Below are 15,362 nucleotides of genomic sequence, written 5' to 3'. Positions count from 1 at the left end.
CACCCGGGACGGTGCTCGCCACCTGGTGCGTCCGCAAGACACCACCCCGAATCTGACCCCCCGTCAGCCTTCCATCGAATTGAAACGTGTTCTACTCTGGCGCGGTCCCGGCAGCTGCTACCGGCGAGGATGCGCATGGGGATCGCGATGGGGATCGGAATCACTCCGGAGCAACGGGAGCTGGCGTCGGCCGTGCGCGGCTGGATCGCGCGCGCCGCACCCCCGGCAGAGACACGCGAGCTGCTCGACGGACCCCGGGGCGGCGGCGGTCGCCCCGCCCACTGGGACGGCCTCGCCGAGCAGGGCCTGCTCGGCGCGCACCTGCCGGAGGAGTACGGCGGCGGGGGCGGTGACCTCCTCGATCTGGCGGTCGTCCTCGAAGAGGCGGCGCGGGCCGCGCTCCCCGGGCCGCTCGTGGCCGGCTCCCTCGCCTCGCTGGTGCTGCGCCGCGCGGGCGCCCACGCGATGGCCGCCGAGCTCGCGGGTGGCGCCCGCATCGGAGCCGTCGCCCTCGCCGAGGGCACGCTCACCGCCGTCCCCGTCGCCGACGGATACGTCCTGGACGGCACCGCGCCACCCGTACTCTCCGGCGCGGAGGCCGACCTGCTGATCCTGGCCGCCGCCTCCGCCTCGGGCCCGGTGTGGCTCGCCGTCGACGCGGCCGCGCTGACCACACGTACGCACGACAGCGCCGACCCGACGCGGCCGACCGCCGAGGTGAGCGCACGGGCCGCGCGGGTGCCGGCGGACCGGGCGCTCGCCGTGGACGGCACGGCCGTGCGCGACCTGGCCGCCGTCGTGCTCGCCGCGGACGCCTGCGGCACCGCGGCGTGGGCGCTGCACACCGCGGCCGAGCACGCCAAGGTGCGCGAGCAGTTCGGGCGGCCCATCGGGCGGTTCCAGGGCGTCAAGCACCTCTGCGCCGACATGCTGGTCCGCGTCGAGCAGGCCCGCGCCCTGACCTGGGACGCGGCCCGCGCCGCCGACGAGCCCGGCCTGCCGGACGAGGTGCGCGGCCTGGCCGCCGCGCTCGCCGCGGCCACCGCACTGGACGCCGCGTACTCCTGCGCCAAGGACTGCGTGCAGATCCTCGGCGGCACCGGCTTCACCTGGGAGCACGACGCCCACCTCTATCTGCGCAGGGCCGTCGTGGCGCGGCAGCTGCTCGGCGCGGGCGACGCGCACCGGCTGCGGGCCGTGCGGCTCGCCGAGGGCGGCGCGCGGCGCGGGCTGCGCCTGGAACTGCCGGAGGAGGCGGGGGCGTACCGCGCCGAGGCCCGCCAGGTGATCGCGCGGGCCCACGGACTCGACCCCGCCGCGGCACGCAAGGCGCTCGCCCCCACCGGCTACGCGGCCCCGCACCTCCCCGAGCCGTACGGACTGGGCGCGGGCCCCGTCCAGCAGCTCGCCATCCAGGAGGAGCTGCGGGCCGCCGGGGTGAAGCTCAGCGATCTCGGCATCGCGACCTGGGTGATCCCCTCCCTCATCGCGTACGGCACCGAGGCGCAGCAGGAGCGCTACCTCGCGCCCACCCTGCGCGGCGAGCTGCTCTGGTGCCAGCTCTTCAGCGAGCCGGGCGCGGGCTCCGACCTCGCGTCGCTGCGCACGAGGGCCGAGCGCGTCGACGGCGGGTGGCTCGTCAACGGCCAGAAGGTGTGGACGAGCGCCGCCCAGTGGGCGGACCACGGCATCCTCCTCGCCCGTACGAACCCGTCGGCGCCCAAGCACAAGGGCCTGACGTACTTCCTCGTCGACATGACCGACACGCCCGGCATCGACATCCGCCCCCTCAAGGAGATCACCGGGGACTCCCTCTTCAACGAGGTGTTCTTCGACGACGTACTCCTGCCCGAGGACGCGGTCGTCGGACAGATCGACGACGGCTGGCGCGTGGCCCGCCACACGCTCGGCAATGAACGCGTCCACATGGCCGACCAGCTCACCTTCGACACCGGGCTCGAAGCGCTCATCGCGCGCGCCGGCGGCCTCGACGGCGCGTACCGCGCCCGCGTCGGAGCGCTCGCCGCCGAGGCGCACGCGCTCGGCTGCATGGGGCTGCGCACCACCATCCAGCAGGTGGCGGGCGCGGAGCCGGGCGCGGGCGCCTCCGTCCGCAAGCTCGTCCAGACCGCGCACCAGCAGAAGGTCGCCGAACTGGCCCTGGAGCTGCTCGGCCCGGCGGGCGCGGTCCGCGAGGGCCCGGGGGAGCGGGCGCTGCACGGCTTCCTCATGTCGCGCTGTCTGACCATCGCGGGCGGCACCACCCAGGTGCAGCTCAACGTCGTCGCCGAGCGGATCCTCGGCCTGCCCAGGGACTGAAGGAGAGCCTTTCGTGAAGAGCTACGTCGTCGGTGTCGGGATGACCAGGTTCGAGAAGCCCGAGACGCGGGAGTGGCAGTACTGGGACATGGCGAGAGAGGCGGGCACGAAGGCTCTGGACGACGCGGGAATCTCGTACGACGCCATCGAGCAGGTCCCCGTCGGCTTCTGCTTCCAGCCCTCGACCGCCGGGCAGCGCGCCGTCTACGAACTCGGCCTGACCGGCGTCCCCGTCTACAACGTCAACAACAACTGCGCGACCGGGTCGACCGCGCTGATGATGGCGCGGCAGTTCGTCGAGGGCGGGCTCAACGACTGCGTACTGGCGCTCGGCTTCGAGAAGATGGCACGCGGCTCACTGGGCGGCGGCGGGGAGGGCGACTTCAAGACGTCACCGGTCGCCCGCCACTACGGCATCATGGCCGCCCGGCACGGCTTCGAGACGACCCCGCCCACCGCGCAGATCTTCGGCAACGCGGCCCGCGAGCACATGGAGAAGTACGGCACGACGGAGGCGCAGCTCGCGGCGGTCGGCGCCAAGAACCACCGGCACTCCACGGCCAACCCCTACGCCCAGTTCCAGGACGCGTACACGGTCGACGAGGTCCTCGCCGCCAAGACCGTTCACCGGCCGCTCACCAGACTCCAGTGCTCACCGACGTCGGACGGCTCGGCGGCGGCGGTGGTCGCCTCCGAGCGCTTCGTGGAGCGCCACGGCCTGGAGGGACGCGCGGTGGAGATCGCGGCCCAGGCCATGACGACCGACACCGGCGCGTCCTTCGCCTCCGGATCGTGCGTCGACGCCGTCGGGCAGCCGATGTCGCGGGAGGCGGCGCGCCAGGCGTACGAGGGCTCGGGCCTCGGCATCGAGGACGTGGACGTCATCGAGCTGCACGACTGCTTCTCCATCAACGAACTCCTGACGTACGAGGCGCTCGGCATGTGCGCGCCCGGCGACTCCGGGAAGCTCGTCGAGAGCGGCGCGACGACGTACGGCGGCCGCTGGGTGGTCAACCCCTCCGGCGGCCTGATCTCCAAGGGCCACCCACTCGGCGCGACCGGCATCGCGCAGGTCGCGGAGCTGACCTGGCAACTGCGCGACGAGGCCGGCGCCCGCCAGGTGAAGGACGCGAGGGTGGGCCTCGCGCACAACATCGGCCTTGGCGGGGCGGCGGTGGTGACGGTGCTGCGGCGGTAGGGGGGCGGGGGGCTGGCCCTTCGCGCCTGGGGGGCGTGGCCGACCGGACGCGCGGCCGACCGACCGGGACGCCGGGGCGGGGCCATGCGGCGCGGCGTGGCCTGGTCCGGCGTGGCCTGGCGTGGCCCGGTTCGGCGTGGCCCGGCCCGGCACCGCCCGGCCTGGCGTGGCCCGGCCTGGCGTGGCCCGGTTCGGCGTGGCCCGGCCCGGCACCGCCCGGCCCAGCCCAGCCCAGCCCAGCCCCAGCACCGCCCAGCCCAGCCCAGCCCGGCCCGGCCCGGCCCGGCCCAGCCCGGCCCGGCCCGGCCCGGCCCGGCCCGGCCCGGCGCGGGGCGGGTGTGAGGTGCGTTGCGGGAAAGTCACGGTGGGGCTTTTCCGCAATCAGCGCCCTTACCGGGCCGCGCGCGGAGGCGCGTGGGCGCGGGGGGATCCGCGGGCACAGTGGCCTAGGCCCTTCTGCCCAGGTGCCTGGCGCTAAATGCCGATGCATGCGGCGGCCGGGACTTGAGAGGATTACCGTCATGGTCCAGACGCCCTCCACCACTTACACCCCCGATTCCACCACCGCCCCGCCGAAGAGGTCCGCGCCGGTATGGGCGGTTCTCCTCGCCGCCTGTGCGGGTCAGTTCCTGGTCGTCCTCGACGTGTCGGTGGTGAACACCGCGCTGCCGTCGATGCGGGCCGACCTCGGCATGAGCGCCATCGGGCTCCAGTGGGTCGTCAACGCCTACTCCATCGCCTTCGCGGGCTTCATGCTGCTCGGCGGACGGGCCGGTGACCTCTTCGGACGCAAGCGGATGTTCCTCCTCGGGCTCGGCCTCTTCACCGTCGCCTCGCTCGGCGGCGGACTCGCGCAGGCCGAGTGGCAGCTCCTGGCGGCGCGCGCCGTGCAGGGCCTCGGCGCCGCGGTCCTCGCGCCGTCCACCCTGACGATCCTCACCTCCGCGGTGCCCGAGGGGCCGGCGCGGATACGGGCGATCGGCGTCTGGTCGGCGGTCGGCGCGGGCGGCGGCGCGGCCGGCGGTCTTGTCGGCGGGGTCCTCACCGACCTGCTCTCCTGGCGCTGGGTGCTCCTGATCAACGTACCGATCGGCGCCCTCGTGATCGTCGCGGGCATGGCCTGGCTCACCGAGAGCAGGGCCGGGCAGGCGCGCCGCCTCGACGTGCCGGGCGCGGTGCTCGTCACGGCCGGGCTCGCGACCCTCGCGTACGGCATCGTGCAGACCGAGGAGAAGGGCTGGGCGGCGGCCGCGACCCTGGTGCCGCTGGCGGCGGGACTCGCCCTGCTCGCGGCCTTCCTCGTGGTGGAGGCGCGTACGAAGGTGCCGCTGATGCCGCTCAAGCTGTTCAGGGTGCGGTCGGTGTCCGCGGCGAACGCGGCGATGTTCGTGTGCGGCGGCGGCATGTTCGCCATGTGGATGTTCATGACCCTGTACGCCCAGAACGTCCTCGGCTACTCCCCGCTGAAGGCGGGCCTCGCCCTCATACCGTCCTCCCTCACCATCGTCCTCGGCTCGATGCTGGCGCCCCGCGTGATGCCGGTGATCGGCGCGAAGAACGTCTCCGTGCTGGGCATCGTGGTGGCCGCCGCGGGCTTCGGCTGGCAGTCGACGATGACCGTCGACGGGGCGTACGTGACCTCGATCATGCTGCCCGGCATCGTGATGATGTTCGGCGCGGGCCTCGCCACGACCCCGCTCGCCTCGCTGGCCACGTCCGGGGCGCGGCCCGGTGACGCCGGACTCGTCTCGGGCCTGATCAACACCTCCCGCACGATGGGCGGCGCGCTCGGCCTCGCGGTGCTCTCCACGGTGGCGGCCGCGCAGATGAACGGCTCGGCGTCACGCCAGGCGCTGACCGACGGCTACGCGATGGCGTTCCGCACGAGCGGGTTCATCCTGCTGGCGGGCGTGGTGGTGCTGCTCCTGTGGATGCCGGGCCGGAGGACGATCCCGTCCGACGAAGGATGAGTCCGTCCGAGGAGAGAGGGATGAGCCCGCCCGAGGAGAGATGAGCCCGTTCTGCGCGTCAGGACGGAACCGTCACTGGCCCACCCTCCCGTCCACGCACTCGCGCAACAGGTCGGCGTGCCCACAGTGACGGGCGTACTCCTCGATCCTGTGCACCATCAGCTCCCGCACCGAGATCCCCTCCTTCCCCAGACGCACGCCCAGGTCCGGATGCCCGGCGAGCGCGGCGTCGAGCGCGGCCTGCTCACGCGCCAGATCGGCGTACGCGGCGTCGACGACGGCCTGCTCGGCGACGGCTCCGTGGAAGTCCGTGTCCTTCTTGCCGTACAGCCTCGGCAGCGGGTCACCGTCGTGGATCCAGTTGCGCCAGTCGCGTTCCGTCTCGGCGAGGTGCCGCACCAGGCCGAGCAGCGACATCGTCGACGGCGGAACCGACCGGCGGGCCAGCTGCTCCGCGTCCAGGCCCTCGCACTTCATCCGCAGGGTCATGCGGTAGCCCGACAGGAAGTCCTGGAGCGTCGCCGGCTCCCCGTCCGGGCTGCCCCCTTCGCTGTTGCGGGGGTCGTCGTCGGGGTCGGCCCACATGTCGGGATAGACGGTCGCCTGGGTCCACCGCTCGGGTTGGTCGCTCATGCGGCCCATACTCGGCCGCGAGAACCGGAGCCCGCTACCTCTTTACCCGGCCCTCTCCGGTCATCACCGCCCAGAGCTGACGCCCTGTCAGTAGGGCTTCACAACTCCCCGGCCCTCGGCTATACATGGGACGCCGGACTGGAACGCGTTCTAGAACGGCCTGTTGCGACCTCGGTGCGGTCGACGGTGCGGACGGCCGCACCGAGGTCTTCTGCTGCCGGCCCAAGGCCCAAGGAGCTGCCACCCATGCCCATTGACGCCGCGAAGGCCGTGGCCGCCGAACCCCGGTCCACCGAGATCGCCTGGGACCACAAGGACGTCCAGCTCTACCACCTGAGTCTCGGCGCGGGCCGGCCCGCCACCGACCCCGCCGAACTGCGCTACACCCTGGAGTCCGGGCTGCACGTCCTGCCCAGCTTCGCCACCGTCGCGGGCGCCGGCATGGGCGTCGTCGGCGGTCTCTCGGCCCCCGGCATCGAGGTGGACCTGGCCGCGGTGCTGCACGGCGGCCAGACCATCACGCTGCACCGCCCCATCCCCGTCGCGGGCAAGGCCGTCAACACGTCCAGGGTCGCCGCGGTGTACGACAAGGGCAAGGCCGCCGTCCTCGTCCTGCGCTCCGAGGCCGCCGACGGCGAGGGCCCGCTGTGGACGAGCGACGCCCAGATCTTCGTACGCGGCGAAGGCGGCTTCGGCGGCGACCGCGGCCCCTCCGCGCGCCTGCCCGCCCCCGAGGGCGACCCCCACTTGGAGGTCGAGCGCCCCGTCCGCGAGGACCAGGCGCTGCTGTACCGCCTCTCCGGCGACTGGAACCCCCTGCACGCCGACCCCGGGTTCGCGAAGCTCGCCGGTTTCGACCGACCGATCCTGCACGGCCTGTGCACGTACGGGATGACGCTCAAGGCCGTCGTCGACACCCAGCTCGGCGGTGACGTGTCCCGGGTGCGGAGCTACGGCACGCGCTTCGCCGGGATCGTCTTCCCCGGCGAGACCCTGCGGATCCGCATGTGGCGCACCGAGGGCCGCGTCCGGGCCACGGTCACGGCGGTCGAACGGGACGACGCGCCGGTCCTCACCGACACCGTCGTCGACCACGCCTGAGCCGCTCCGGACCGCCGCCGCCGCGCCCGAAGCTTCGCAAGCCGATTCCGTACGCCGATTTGGTCCGGTTCGTACGCCGAGAGGAGCCGTACGCCATGCGCGCAGCCGTACTGCACGAGATAGGCCAGGACAAGCTCGAAGTGCTCGACGACGTCGAGGCGTTGGGCTTCGGCCCGGGCAAGGTGAAGATCCGGGTCCGGGCCACCGGCCTGTGCCACTCCGACGTCTCCGCGATGAACGGCGTGCTGCCGCAGCCCGCCCCCTTCGTCCCGGGCCACGAGGGCGCCGGAGAGATCGTCGACGTCGGCGACGGCGTGACCGGTGTGGCGCGAGGCGACCGGGTACTGATCTGCTGGCTGCCGGCGTGCGGGACCTGTCCCGCCTGCAAGCGCGGCCAGACCCAGCTCTGCCTCGCCGGTTTCCTGAACGCGGGCACCCCCAACTTCCGGCGCGCCGGCGGTGACGTCTTCGGCTTCGCGGGCACGGGGACCTTCACCGAGGAGGTCGTCGTCGACGCCGGGTGCGCCGTGCCGATCCCGGACGAGGTGCCCTTCGACATCGCGGCGCTGATCGGCTGCGGGGTGACCACGGGGCTCGGCGCGGCCATCAACACCGCCGATGTGGCGGCCGGTTCGTCGGTCGCCGTCATCGGCTGCGGCGGCGTCGGCATCTCCGCGATCCAGGGCGCCCGGCTCAAGGGCGCGGCGCAGATCGTCGCCGTCGACCCGGTCACCTCGCGCCGCGAGGCCGCCCTGGGCTTCGGCGCGACGGAGGCCGTCGCCCCCGACGAACTGGCCGACGCCAAGCAGCGGATCACGGCGGGTGAGGGGTTCGACTACGTCTTCGAGGTCGTCGGCAAGTCGGTCACGGCCCGCACGGCGTACGAGGCGGCGCGGCGCGGCGGCACGCTCTGCGTCGTCGGCGCCGGGGCCATGGACGACCACCTCCGGCTCAACATGTTCGAGCTGTTCTTCGACGAGAAGCGGATCCTGCCCTCCATGTACGGCGGGGGCGACGTCCTCCAGTCGTACGAGCGGGCCATCGCGCTCTGGCAGGCGGGCCGCATCGACCTGGAGAACATGATCACGCACCGCGTGCGGCTGGCCGAGATCAACGAGGCCCTGGACCAGATGCGCACCGGGACCGCCCTGCGTACGTGCATCGAGATCTGAGGGGACATTGATGTCACTGTCACTGCCACTGCCACTTGAGGGCCTGGCCGCGGTCGTCACCGGCGCGGGCCGCGGGCTCGGCCGCGCCGAGGCGCTGGAACTGGCCCGGCTCGGCGCGAGCGTCGTCGTCAACGACTTCGGGCAGCCGGGGCGCGACGGCTCCGGCGAGGCGTCGGCGGCGCCCGCGGAGGAGGTGGCCGCCGAGATCCGGGCCGCGGGCGGACAGGCCGTCGCGCACACCGGTGACGTCGCCGACCACGAACAGGCCCGTGGCCTGGTCGGGCTGGCGATCGACGCGTACGGAAAGCTCGATGTCCTGGTCAACAGCGCGGGCATCCTGCGGGACCGGATGATCTTCTCGATGAGCGAGAGCGAGTGGGACTCGGTCATCCACGTCCATCTCAAGGGCCACTTCAACACCACCCACTTCGCGTCCGTCCACTGGCGTGAGCGCTCCAAGGCGGCGGGCGGCCCGGTGTACGGCAGGATCGTGAACACGTCGTCGGAGGCCTTCCTCGCCGGGTCCGCGGGCCAGCCCAACTACGCGGCGGCGAAGGGGGGCATCGTCGGCCTGACGACGTCGACGGCGCTGGCGCTCGCCAAGTACGGCGTGACGGCCAACGCGATCTGCCCGCGCGCGCGTACGCGGATGACCGAGGACGTCTTCCAGGGCTTCCAGGAGCCGTCCGACGGCCGCCTCGACCCGCTCTCGCCCGAACACGTCTCACCGCTGGTCGGCTATCTGGCCTCGCCCGCCGCCGCCCAGGTCAACGGGCAGCTGCTCGTGGTGCACGGAGGCATGGTCGCGATCGTGGAACGCCCCAAGGTGGCGGCGAAGTTCGACTCGGCGAAGGAGGCGTTCACGTACGACGAGCTGGATGAGCTGATCTCGCCGTACTACGCGGACCGCCCGCCGGGGGAGACGTTCGCGGCGTCCGAGGTGCTCGGCCTGAAGAGGGGATAGCGGGGCGGCAGGGTGGTGCATCGAGGCATCGAGGCATCGAGGCAGCACGGTGGCACGGCGGCACGGCGGCACGGAAAAGCCCCGCCGGTACGCCGCTTTTGGCGGCCTGTCGGCGGGGCTTTTCCGTGATGTGCGTCGCGTCGCGTCACTTCGGGTCGCGTCGCGTCGCGTCAGGAATTCGACGCCTGCTTGCGGTGGCGGCCCCGCGGCGCCGTGGCCTCGTCGTGCTCGGCCACCGGCCCCCGGTGCCTACCGGCGCCGCGTGACTGCGCGGTCGCGCTCGCGGTCGCCGCTTGCCACGGCTCGGTGTTCCATCGAGTCTCCGTACTGGTCTCGGTCGACATCTCGCTACTCACCCCGTAATGAAGATCCTTCGTACAGCCGAGCGATTCTAACCGGCCGTCACCCGCCCGGCGAGAGGCGCCTGCTGCAACGGAACGGGCCGGGTCGCGCCGGGCGGCGACGGGTCGCGCCGCGACGGCTCCGAAAGGTCCTGCGCGGGCGCCGGTACGCGTGCGACACCGCAGGGCACCGTGCCCGTCGCGTACGGAAGGCGCAGGACGCCCTCCCTCGTCCAGCACCCCGAGCCGGCCAACCAGCCGTCCGGCGCCCGCAGTTGCCGCATGCGCCGCTCGGCGGGCCGCCAGACGCCGAGCCAGGTGCCCGCCGCGCCGTCGATCCGCAGCGCCACCGCGCAGCTCTCGGGGAGCAGCGTCTGCCCCGGCTGGATCGCGAACGGCGTGACCGCGCAGTCCGCGAGCCGCAGCGACTCGGGGAAGCGCAGGGGGAGGGCGCTGCCGAGCACGCCCCAGCCGAGCCGGTCGTGGCCCGGCGCGTTCGAGCGGATGAGGAGCAGGCCGCTGTCCGCGTCGGCGAGCAGCAGCCGGTCGTCGCTCTCCTCCGTGATCTGCAGCAGCGGCGAGACCTCGCCGCCCCGCTCCAGGTCGACCACGACCGTCTTGACGCGGCCGCCCGACTCCCGGTCGAGGGCCAGTATCCGGCCCTCGCGGTCCAGCCAGACGCCGCCCGAGCAGCGCCCCGGCACCTCCGCCACATGCTCGGGCCCGAAGGAGCCGCCCGCCACCAGCCACACGTCCGACGAGTGGGTCCCGGTTGCGAGGGCGTAGGCGCGGGTGCCGTCCGGCGCGGGCGGCAGCAGCCGCAGGGTGCCCCGGCACTCCACGGTGCCCAGTGGGATCTCGCCGGTCCCCGGGCCCGTCGGGTAGAGCAGCGCGAAGGCGTGCCGCCCGTCGACCAGGCGGTGGATGAGGACGCGTCCGTCGCTCATCGGCAGCACTTCCGTACCGGGCTCCTCGGGCTGGTGGCCGGCGAGCGGCACCACGTAGGGCTCGGGGGAGTCGAGCGTCCAGCGCTCGGGGAGCAAGGACGCGCCCCGCCTGGCGAGCCTGGCCGCGTAGGAACCGTCCACCGTGATCGTTACCGCTGTCATCGTCGGTGCCACCTCCGGCCCCGAAGCTAGTTTTCGTACGCACTGGCGTGGGTTGCATGGCTGTCCGCTTCACACAGAAGGGTGGAGATGTCCCGGTTGGCCTGAGAGGTCGGGGGCGGTTGTGCTGCGCGAGGCGGCTCTGCTTAAAGTAAGGCGAACCTAAGTCCGGTCGGGCTCTCGCCTCGGTCGAGCCGGGCAGCGCACCCCCTGGAGTCCCGATGTCCCTGTCCCCGCGGCCCGCACGATCCGCACGATTCGTACGGCCCTCTCGGCGCGGTCGCCGCCGCGGCACCGCCGCGGTCGCCCTCGCCGTGACCGCCGCGCTCACGCTCGCGGCCTGCGGGTCGGGCGACGACGGCTCCGCGAAGTCCGACAACGGCAGCGGCAGCAAGGCCGTCGCCCAGGGCGGCGACGACTTCGCCAAGGCAGCCGAGCAGACGGCGAAGATGGGCACCGCGGCGAAGCCGGGCGAGTTCCCGCGCACCATCACGCACGCCCGCGGCAGGACCGAGCTGAAGAAGCGGCCCCAGCGCGTCGTGGTGCTCGACGTGGGCGAGCTCGACAACGTGGTCTCCCTTGGCGTCAAGCCCGTCGGCTACGCCCCCACCGAGGGCGACAACGGCGTCCCCGGCTACCTCAAGAAGGCGGCCGGCGACCCCAAGGACGTCGGCACGATCAACTCCCTCAATCTGGAGGCGATCGCGGGCCTCAAGCCGGACCTGATCCTCGGCAGCGAGCTGCGCGCCGCCAAGCTCTACCCGCAGCTCGCCAAGATCGCCCCGACGGTCTTCTCCATCCGCCCCGGCTTCACGTGGAAGGAGAACTACCTCCTGAACGCGGCCGCGCTCGACAGGACCGCCGAGGCCAAGGAGGAGCTCGCCGCGTACGAGAAGACGGCACAGCGGCTCGGCGAGGACATCGGCGCCGCCCACGGCGGCAGGAAGCCGAGCGTCACGATGCTCCGCTATATGCCGGACCGTATCCGCCTCTACGCCAAGGCGTCCTTCATCGGCACGATCCTCGACGACGCCGGCCTGCCGCGGCCCAAGAACCAGCAGGTCAACGACCTCGCCGCCGAGATCAGCCCCGAGAAGATCGACCAGGCCGACGCCGACTGGATCTTCACCGGCGTCTACGGCGACGCGACGAAGACCGGCCGCTCCGAGGCCGAGAAGAACCCCCTGTGGAAGAGGCTCGGCGCGGTGAAGAAGGGGCAGGCCAAAGACGTCCCGGACGAGACCTGGTACCTCGGTCTCGGCGTGACCGCGGCGGACTCCGTCCTGGACGACCTCCGCGGCTACCTCGCCAAGTGAGGAAACCCGTGACGGAGATCACCGCGACCCTCGATTGAGGAACCCCGGCGCCGCTCGGCCAGGTCCGCGAGAGCGGCGCCGGTTCAGGTGCACGAGAGGGCCAGGTAGCCTTTCCCCGTGCCCCGTCTGTCTGAAGTCATCGCCGCCCTCGACGCCCTGTGGCCCGCCGGTCTGGCCGAGAGCTGGGACGCGGTCGGCACGGTCTGCGGAGACCCCGACGCGGACGTCTCCCGCGTCCTCTTCGCCGTCGACCCGGTCCAGGAGATCGCCGACGAGGCGGTGCGGCTCGGAGCCCAGCTCCTGGTCACCCACCACCCGCTCTACCTGCGCGGTACGACGACGGTCGCGGCGTCCACCTCCAAGGGCCGCGTCGTCCACGACCTGATCAAGAACGACATCGCGCTGCACGTCGCGCACACCAACGCCGACCGCGCCGACCCGGGCGTCTCCGACGCGCTCGCGGGCGCCCTCGACCTGCGTGTCGTACGTCCCCTCGTGCCGGACCCCGCCGACCAGCGGGGCCGTCGCGGCCTCGGCCGGATCTGCGAACTCGAACACCCCCTCACCCTCGCCGAGCTCGCCGAGCGCGCGGCGAAGCGGCTGCCCGCCACCGCGCAGGGCATCCGGGTCGCAGGCGACCCGGGCGCGCTGATCAGGACCATCGCGGTGAGCGGCGGCTCCGGCGACAGCCTCTTCGACGACGTACGCGCCGCCGGTGTGGACGCCTTCCTCACCGCGGACCTGCGCCACCACCCGGCGTCCGAGGCCCGCGAGCGCACGCCGCTCGCGCTGCTCGACGCCGCGCACTGGGCCACCGAGTGGCCGTGGTGCGAGCTGGCCGCAGCCCAGCTCGACGAGATCTCCGACCGGAACGGATGGGGACTCCGCGTCCACGTCTCGCATACGGTCACCGACCCCTGGACCGCCCACGCGGCCTCTCCTCACGACACACCTGGAGCCCCCAACTGAACGCCGCGCCCGCCGACCAGATCCGACTGCTCGACGTCCAGGCCCTGGACACCCGCCTCCAGCAGCTCGCGCACAAGAAGAGGTCCCTGCCCGAGCACGCCGAGATCGAGTCGCTGACCAAGGACCTCACGCAGCTGCGCGACCTGCTCGTCGCCTCGACGACCGAGGAGAGCGACTGCGCCCGCGAGCAGACCAAGGCGGAGCAGGACGTCGACCAGGTCCGCCAGCGCGCGGTCCGCGACCAGCAGCGCCTGGACTCCGGCGCGGTCTCTTCCCCCAAGGACCTGGAGAACCTCCAGAAGGAGATCGCCTCGCTCGCCAAGCGCCAGGGCGACCTGGAGGACGTGGTCCTGGAGGTCATGGAGCGCCGTGAGTCCGCGCAGGAGCGGGTCACCGAGCTGACCGGGCGGGTCTCCTCGGTCCAGTCGAAGATCGACGACGCGACGGCCCGCCGGAACGCCGCGTTCGAGGAGATCGACGGCGAGGCGGCCACGGTCACCAAGGAGCGCGAGGTCGTGGCGGCCTCGGTCCCGGCCGACCTGCTGAAGCTCTACGACAAGCTGCGCGAGAAGGAGGGCGGCGTCGGCGCCGCCAAGCTCTACCAGCGACGCTGCGAGGGCTGCCGCCTGGAGCTCAACATCACCGAGGTCAACGAAGTGAAGGCGGCCTCCCCGGACACCGTCCTGCGGTGCGAGAACTGCCGCCGCATCCTGATCCGTACGTCCGAGTCCGGCCTGTAGTCCCGGTTGTCCTGGTCATCCCGGTTGCCCCGATAAGGACCCTCTCCATGCGCGAGTTCATCGTCGAGGCCGATGGGGGTTCCCGGGGCAACCCGGGGCCCGCGGGCTACGGCTCGGTGGTCATCGACGCGGCCACGGGGGAGACCCTGATGGAGGCCGCGGAGTACATCGGCGTCGCGACGAACAATGTCGCGGAGTACAAGGGCCTGGTGGCCGGTCTGAAGGCGGCGCACCAGCTCGACCCGGCCGCGTCGGTCCACGTCCGCATGGACTCCAAGCTCGTCGTCGAGCAGATGTCGGGCCGCTGGAAGATCAAGCACCCCGGCATGAAGCCACTCGCGGCCGAGGCCGCGCGGGTCTTCCCGTCGTCCCAGGTGACGTACGAGTGGATCCCGCGCGAGAAGAACAAGCACGCGGACCGGCTCGCGAACGAGGCGATGGACGCGGGCAAGCGGGGTGAACGGTGGTCGCCGTCGGCGTCCACGGCGGAACTGGACGCGCGAGCCGCACGATCGGCCGCGGCTCCCGCCCCTGCCCCTACCTCTGCCCCCGAGCCCTTGGGCCCGCCGGGGGACGCGGCGGCGGGCGCGGCGAGGGCGCGGGCGGCACTGGCGGCCTCCGCGGCTCCTGCGTCCTCCGCGGCCTCCACGGCGTCCTCCGCGGCCTCCACGGCGGCCTCCACGGGTGTCCCCGCGGCCTCCACGGGTGTCCCCGCGGCCTCCACGGGTGTCCCCGCGGCCTCCACGGCGTCCTCCACGGCGGCCCCCGCGTCCTCCACGTCCTCCTCGCGCGGCGGGGCGGCGGAGGGCGGCCCGGTAGGGGCCGCCGATGCCCGCGTCGCGCACAGCGCGTCGGCACCGCCCGTCGGCTGGGCGGCGCCGGCCGACCTGGGGGCGCCCGCGACGTTCGTACTGCTGAGGCACGGCGAGACCGCGCTCACGCCCGAGAAACGCTTCTCCGGAAGCGGCGGCGGCGACCCGTCCCTCTCCGGCGTGGGGCGCGAGCAGGCCGAGCGCGCCGCGGCGGCCTTCGCCGCGCGCGGCACGATCCAGGCGATCGTCTCCTCGCCGCTCAAGCGCTGCCAGGAGACCGCGCACACCGTCGCCGCCCGGCTCGGACTCGACGTCCACCTCGAAGAGGGCCTGCGCGAAACGGATTTCGGGGCCTGGGAGGGGCTGACCTTCGGCGAGGTGCGCGAGCGTCACCCCGAGGAGCTGAACGCCTGGCTGGCCTCACCGAAGGCGGCGCCGCCGGGCGGCGAGTCGTTCGCGGCGGTCTCCCGCCGGGTCGCGGCCGCCCGCGACCGCCTGACCTCGGCGTACGCGGGCCGCACGGTCCTGCTCGTCACACACGTCACGCCCATCAAAACGCTGGTGCGCCTCGCGCTCGGCGCCCCGCCGGAGTCCCTGTTCCGCATGGAACTCGCGGCGGCCTCCGTCTCGGCGGTCGCGTACTACGCCGACGGCAACGCCTCGCTGCGTCTCCTGAACGACACGTCACACTTGCGCTGGCCCCCCTCTTTGTGAGGGGTGC

General features: G+C 73.1%; 12 protein-coding genes. 10 read left to right on the top strand and 2 right to left on the bottom strand.

Going from position 1 to position 15,362, the window contains the following annotated elements; translation table 11 throughout:
- Positions 1-147 precede the first annotated feature (147 nt).
- From ACWDVB_RS12345 to ACWDVB_RS12335, 3 genes are all read left to right on the top strand, one after another.
- Positions 148-2,319 carry an acyl-CoA dehydrogenase gene (locus tag ACWDVB_RS12345; RefSeq protein WP_451514593.1) on the top strand — a complete coding sequence of 724 codons (2,172 nt, stop codon included), beginning with the start codon at positions 148-150 and terminating at the stop codon, positions 2,317-2,319.
- A gap of 13 nt (positions 2,320-2,332) precedes the next feature.
- On the top strand, positions 2,333-3,517 hold the full coding sequence (locus tag ACWDVB_RS12340; RefSeq protein WP_451514592.1) for a lipid-transfer protein: 1,185 nt from the start codon (positions 2,333-2,335) through the stop codon (positions 3,515-3,517).
- A 521-nt stretch (positions 3,518-4,038) separates the two neighbouring features.
- Entirely contained in the window at positions 4,039-5,487 is a 1,449-nt protein-coding gene (locus ACWDVB_RS12335) for an MFS transporter (RefSeq protein WP_451514591.1), read from the top strand.
- A gap of 72 nt (positions 5,488-5,559) precedes the next feature.
- On the opposite strand, the gene ACWDVB_RS12330 is transcribed toward ACWDVB_RS12335, so the two are convergent.
- Positions 5,560-6,129 (bottom strand): DinB family protein, encoded by a 570-nt coding sequence (locus ACWDVB_RS12330; RefSeq protein WP_451514590.1) that lies wholly within the window; start codon positions 6,127-6,129, stop codon positions 5,560-5,562.
- A gap of 237 nt (positions 6,130-6,366) precedes the next feature.
- Between ACWDVB_RS12330 and ACWDVB_RS12325 the strand changes: the two genes are divergently transcribed.
- The 3 genes from ACWDVB_RS12325 to ACWDVB_RS12315 all read left to right on the top strand — a co-directional run bounded on the left by ACWDVB_RS12325 (position 6,367) and on the right by ACWDVB_RS12315 (position 9,357).
- Positions 6,367-7,221 (top strand): MaoC/PaaZ C-terminal domain-containing protein, encoded by an 855-nt coding sequence (locus tag ACWDVB_RS12325; protein ID WP_451514589.1) that lies wholly within the window; start codon positions 6,367-6,369, stop codon positions 7,219-7,221.
- A 95-nt stretch (positions 7,222-7,316) separates the two neighbouring features.
- Complete coding sequence (locus tag ACWDVB_RS12320) at positions 7,317-8,393, top strand: Zn-dependent alcohol dehydrogenase (protein ID WP_451514588.1); 1,077 nt, start codon at positions 7,317-7,319, stop codon at positions 8,391-8,393.
- Between the two features lie 16 nt (positions 8,394-8,409).
- The gene (locus tag ACWDVB_RS12315; protein WP_451514631.1) at positions 8,410-9,357 is read left to right on the top strand and encodes a 3-oxoacyl-ACP reductase; all 948 of its coding nucleotides are present in this window, start codon (positions 8,410-8,412) and stop codon (positions 9,355-9,357) included.
- Between the two features lie 391 nt (positions 9,358-9,748).
- On the opposite strand, the gene ACWDVB_RS12310 is transcribed toward ACWDVB_RS12315, so the two are convergent.
- Positions 9,749-10,807, bottom strand: a complete 1,059-nt coding sequence (locus ACWDVB_RS12310) for a hypothetical protein (RefSeq protein WP_451514587.1) — start codon at positions 10,805-10,807, stop codon at positions 9,749-9,751.
- 218 nt (positions 10,808-11,025) lie between these two features.
- On the opposite strand from ACWDVB_RS12310, the gene ACWDVB_RS12305 reads away from it, so the two are divergent.
- The 4 genes from ACWDVB_RS12305 to ACWDVB_RS12290 all read left to right on the top strand — a co-directional run bounded on the left by ACWDVB_RS12305 (position 11,026) and on the right by ACWDVB_RS12290 (position 15,355).
- Complete coding sequence (locus ACWDVB_RS12305) at positions 11,026-12,120, top strand: ABC transporter substrate-binding protein (protein WP_451514586.1); 1,095 nt, start codon at positions 11,026-11,028, stop codon at positions 12,118-12,120.
- Positions 12,121-12,237: 117 nt separating this feature from the next.
- Complete coding sequence (locus ACWDVB_RS12300; RefSeq protein ID WP_451514585.1) at positions 12,238-13,089, top strand: Nif3-like dinuclear metal center hexameric protein; 852 nt, start codon at positions 12,238-12,240, stop codon at positions 13,087-13,089.
- Entirely contained in the window at positions 13,086-13,829 is a 744-nt protein-coding gene (locus tag ACWDVB_RS12295; RefSeq protein WP_451514630.1) for a zinc ribbon domain-containing protein, read from the top strand. Before ACWDVB_RS12300 ends, ACWDVB_RS12295 begins: the two co-directional genes overlap by 4 nt.
- A gap of 47 nt (positions 13,830-13,876) precedes the next feature.
- Positions 13,877-15,355 (top strand): bifunctional RNase H/acid phosphatase, encoded by a 1,479-nt coding sequence (locus ACWDVB_RS12290; protein ID WP_451514584.1) that lies wholly within the window; start codon positions 13,877-13,879, stop codon positions 15,353-15,355.
- Positions 15,356-15,362 lie beyond the last annotated feature (7 nt).

The organism is Streptomyces sp. NPDC003379, from assembly GCF_053589195.1.
Note: the sequence above shows the minus strand (reverse complement) of the source record. Positions and strands in the feature narration are given on the sequence as shown.

What these genes read in the sequence shown, in the direction of transcription:
- ACWDVB_RS12345 (WP_451514593.1), top strand. Translation starts at nt 148, where the DNA reads ATGGGGATCGGAATCACTCCGGAGCAACGGGAGCTGGCGTCGGCCGTG.
- ACWDVB_RS12335 (WP_451514591.1), top strand. Translation starts at nt 4,039, where the DNA reads ATGGTCCAGACGCCCTCCACCACTTACACCCCCGATTCCACCACCGCC.
- ACWDVB_RS12330 (WP_451514590.1), bottom strand. Translation starts at nt 6,129, where the DNA reads ATGGGCCGCATGAGCGACCAACCCGAGCGGTGGACCCAGGCGACCGTC.
- ACWDVB_RS12325 (WP_451514589.1), top strand. Translation starts at nt 6,367, where the DNA reads ATGCCCATTGACGCCGCGAAGGCCGTGGCCGCCGAACCCCGGTCCACC.
- ACWDVB_RS12320 (WP_451514588.1), top strand. Translation starts at nt 7,317, where the DNA reads ATGCGCGCAGCCGTACTGCACGAGATAGGCCAGGACAAGCTCGAAGTG.
- ACWDVB_RS12310 (WP_451514587.1), bottom strand. Translation starts at nt 10,807, where the DNA reads ATGACAGCGGTAACGATCACGGTGGACGGTTCCTACGCGGCCAGGCTC.
- ACWDVB_RS12305 (WP_451514586.1), top strand. Translation starts at nt 11,026, where the DNA reads ATGTCCCTGTCCCCGCGGCCCGCACGATCCGCACGATTCGTACGGCCC.
- ACWDVB_RS12290 (WP_451514584.1), top strand. Translation starts at nt 13,877, where the DNA reads ATGCGCGAGTTCATCGTCGAGGCCGATGGGGGTTCCCGGGGCAACCCG.